At 55.6% G+C, this 3,800-nt stretch carries 4 protein-coding genes and 1 pseudogene; 1 reads left to right on the top strand and 4 read right to left on the bottom strand.

What is annotated here, in order from left to right:
* On the bottom strand, positions 1-399 hold a 399-nt coding region (locus ACXJ7R_RS27120; RefSeq protein ID WP_457154511.1), incomplete at its 3' end, for a calcium-binding protein.
* 913 nt (positions 400-1,312) lie between these two features.
* Positions 1,313-1,447 (bottom strand): annotated as a pseudogene (locus ACXJ7R_RS27115) (FAD-dependent oxidoreductase); the annotation flags it as partial.
* 35 nt (positions 1,448-1,482) lie between these two features.
* On the opposite strand from ACXJ7R_RS27115, the gene ACXJ7R_RS27110 reads away from it, so the two are divergent.
* Positions 1,483-1,617, top strand: coding sequence for a hypothetical protein (locus tag ACXJ7R_RS27110; protein WP_457154510.1), 135 nt, complete (start codon positions 1,483-1,485; stop codon positions 1,615-1,617).
* A 54-nt stretch (positions 1,618-1,671) separates the two neighbouring features.
* On the opposite strand, the gene ACXJ7R_RS27105 is transcribed toward ACXJ7R_RS27110, so the two are convergent.
* Positions 1,672-2,241 (bottom strand): helix-turn-helix transcriptional regulator, encoded by a 570-nt coding sequence (locus tag ACXJ7R_RS27105; protein ID WP_457154509.1) that lies wholly within the window; start codon positions 2,239-2,241, stop codon positions 1,672-1,674.
* A 1,158-nt stretch (positions 2,242-3,399) separates the two neighbouring features.
* Entirely contained in the window at positions 3,400-3,750 is a 351-nt protein-coding gene (locus ACXJ7R_RS27100; RefSeq protein WP_457154508.1) for a hypothetical protein, read from the bottom strand.
* Positions 3,751-3,800: the final 50 nt, after the last annotated feature.

Genomic DNA, 3,800 nt, shown 5'->3' with positions numbered 1-3,800 from the left:
AAACTGAGCAATTTCACCGTTAAACGCCGCCATAAACGACGCATTGGCGAGTTGGTCATTGCTTAGATAGATAACGAGCGTATCGATCTCGGCGGTGCCTTTGGCAGCATTGCCGTTGCCGCCGTCGTAGACGTCGTAGCCGGAAAAGGCTGTTTGTCCGGCCGTTATCCCGGTCCCGTAGAATTGGCTGCCAATCTTGTACTGATTTTCCCACGCTCGATAGATAAGCGTGTCCGCTCCGGATCCGCCCAAGACCGTATCGAAACCACTGCCTCCATCGAGTGTATCGGCGCCTGACCCGCCATTCAGGCGATCGCTTCCAGCGCCCCCCAAAAGCACGTCGTCTCCGCTACCGCCGACCAGATTGTCGTTGCCGATCGTGCCAATGGTCGTTGCCATGTCCTAACCCCTATTTCGCTCGTTGTTCTTGTCGGTCAAGAACTGCCGACGTCGACCTGCCGCTTGTGGCGGGGTCGCTCAAAAATTGTGAAGCTGTGCAAGCAAGTTCGCCTTCGCCAACAAACGGGTTGATCCCGGGCGCGAGCGCCAGGACCAATGAGTTCGCGTTCAAAGCAATGACATTTGTACCGACACCAAAGGCCCACGCTGGCGAGCCCGCCGAATACCTGATGTCGGCTGAAACCTTACAATCGGCGCCCCCGGGTCTCTTTGTGTCGGCCGAGGCTGGAAACCAATCATCGATAGGGCAAGGTCCGATCCCGGTGAAATCATTGCTCAACGGATCGAGAGAAACAGYGGCCTGCGGCGTGGAAATGAAGATGGTCGTATTTTCGGCAAGACCGCAGGGTCCGTCTCCGGTTAGCGGAGTATTTGTAAACGATGTCGCAGTTGCGTTGGCATCTGTGCTCCGACAAGAAGCCATTAAACCCCACCYCCTTTTTACTCTACATCAGCACAAAACAGATGCCCAATCATCTATTTGTGTGCCGCATCCGACGGCTATCTAATCTCCATTTAAACGTGTTGAACGGTCGATATACTGTTTCTAACGGACGTCTATTGTCAGCGCATAAGTCCTCGAACGGCCAGTTATCAACATGGCGGTCCACAGACAGATCTTGGCCAAACAATGGTAGCTGCGACGACTATTCTGGCCGCGCTGCGTTCCCCTTTAGCCCTTACGGCGTCGCCATTTCCTGATTGCCCGGTCAGGTCTTGTGTTAGGCGACGCTTATATTAGCGCATTCTTAACGCTAACGAAGAGTAAGCGTCAACATCCAAAAAGAGGTACAGTTAACAGCCAAAAGCATCAGCAGGGGAGCCGGCGCTCGCGCGGGAAAGTGGCAGCACGATTCGAGGCGTCAGCACCCAAGGGCGTCCTGGACAGAAGAAGCACCGGTTCGGGCGCCAAGTGCAGCGCGGTCATCAGCCCGGCTATGCCGCCGCCGATGATGACCGTCGCGGCTTGCACGGCCCGGCGGCGCAACCGATCGCCGCGCAGCGCCCTGCTGAACGGAACGCATGACCGTTCCTGACATTCAGTCCAACGACACCGACGATCGTGACGGCCGCGAGCATAAGCCGAACGGGGTCGTTGCTTTCTCCAGCAAGACCATGCCCGCCAACAGTGAGCCCACCGCGCCGATGCCTGCGTAGACGGTGCCAAGTGGAACTGGCACAGGCGCCGAGCTTGTGAGCCTCCACGGCGCATTAGACTGAGACGCCAAGCATCGCCACAAGCTGGCCTTGTCGATGCGTTCCAGTCTTGTGGAATATCGATTTGACCCTGTCGCGTGCGGTTTCAACCTTGATCCCGAGAACGCCGGCGGTCTGGGCAAGCGAATCCCCTTGGGCCAACCGCTCGCAAAACATGATTTCGGCTCTGGTCAGGCCGTACTGCAGGGCAAATGCCGACAAATCACCATGGCGGCGGAGGCGCGCGTCCAGATCGCGGATAAGGACAAGAACCATCGATCTAGTGAAAAAAAGGGTTAGGACGCTGGAAGCCAACATGGCCGGAAGCGGCGCAAACGAAACTTGCCAGTTGCGTCCTTCGATGCAGAAAGGAATTTGGTACAAGTCCGGGAGCGATCCTTTGGAGAGCGCGACAATCCCATTGCGGAACAGGTTGTCGGCGCGAGCATTGGAGAGGCACACGCCGCCGTGGCGGAGTACAGCCACGGAACCTGCGGAAAACATGTCAACAGCCTGCTGGTTCGCATCGCGGAGATGTCTGTCGCTATCTATGACGAATGCCGCGCAGCAGGCGCGTTCGACCAAGGCGGCCCCGCCATAGCGTCCTCGGTTCTTTGCCTGAGTAAATGTCCAAGATCGACCGACCTTCGCAGATTGCTTCGTATCCGCGTGAGAACTTCGGCCGCAGCTCGGTCGTAAGAGCTGGCCTTGGAAAGCGGATAGTGCATTGGGAGATGAATGACTTCCCGTGGCCCGCCATCTATTTTTATGCCGACCGCTGCCTCGATGTCTTTCTGCGGACGGAGCCAGTCATTGTAGAATTCCGTATCCGCGAACGTACGTGCCGGACAGTCTTCCTCGGCGATCAGAACCGTTCCACTTTCCACAGCCTGCCACAACGGTATCCACGGATTTAATCTGGCATAGTAATCCGCGTACAATTTCAGGTAATCTGGATCTATGTTGTGGACGGCTTGAAAATTTAGTTGCTGCGAGCGAGATCCTCTGCCTCCGGATGACAGTCTGGCTGTCAGCGTCGCAGTCCTGCCGGATGATTCCTATAAGTCGTCCGACTGTATGGAGTACTGCAGACGCGGGGTTCTGACTTCGACCGAAGGCTCAACACTCGAAGGCGCTCGCCATCATGGCATCGAAGGCGTGGGCGATGAGGCTATTGGAAATAGACAGGTGGGGCAGAGCTGTCGGTGCTGATCCGGGCAGGAATCGAAACTGTGGCATACAGATTRGGGGCCTGTCGTAGTATTTGACTGAGCTACGGGACCGCGCGGTCCGACAAATAACCGCTTCGGAAGGCGGGATCATTCGAGACCCTGGCGGAACTTACGGAACGATACGGGAAGACTTCTGATTCTTATCCAACGAAAAACTCAATAAAATCAACGATCTAAATACATCCTCCCGGACCCACCAATTTCGTATAGGGTGAAGTGCGTTCAGCCCAGCAGGGGAATGGTGGCAGGACGCCGAGGTGTCGATATCGTGCGAGGATGGTGTCCTGGCTTCGACTCTCGTCTGCGGTCTATTAGTTCGCCGAGAATGTGCTACATATTGCGATACCTATTGTGATACAAATTTGGTTTTTGAGCGAAAAAAAGGTAATTAAAACAATAGCTTATAGGGCGGATCGATCCCAGCCAACATGAATCACTAGAAGGTCTTCATGTCTATTGCGTTGGTGAACATAGACGATCCGCGGGATCGTGGCGATGTGGTGAGAAGAACCTATGAAGTGCGTGCTTTAGCCCGCAATCGTTTGACAAGCTCGCGCACTTCGGCGAGGCGTTCCTCCTTCGCCTGAAGATCCCGCATCGCCCGTTCCAGGTAATCATAGAGCGGAAGCCATGCCTCGCCTTGGTCACCGCGCGCAACGATGATCTCTGCAACACGGTCAAGTGCCCGCCCGATCCGGTCCACCGTGACCGGACGAGTGGTGGCCGAGTGCCCCCTCATGACATCGCTCTCTTGTAGACTTGCGGACTTGAATTTCCCCATTGCAAATTGCATCGTGAGGAAAGCGTGAAGCCTAAAATCTCTCGAGGGCATTGTCTGTAATGTTGTGTTGTCGGCGGCCAAGTGAGGCAATCGACGGATTCTCCAACAAAGGCGTGACGGTACTTTTCAGT

The sequence above is a fragment of the Mesorhizobium sp. P5_C1 genome (assembly GCF_054049815.1).
This window is presented reverse-complemented; position numbering and strand designations above follow the sequence as displayed.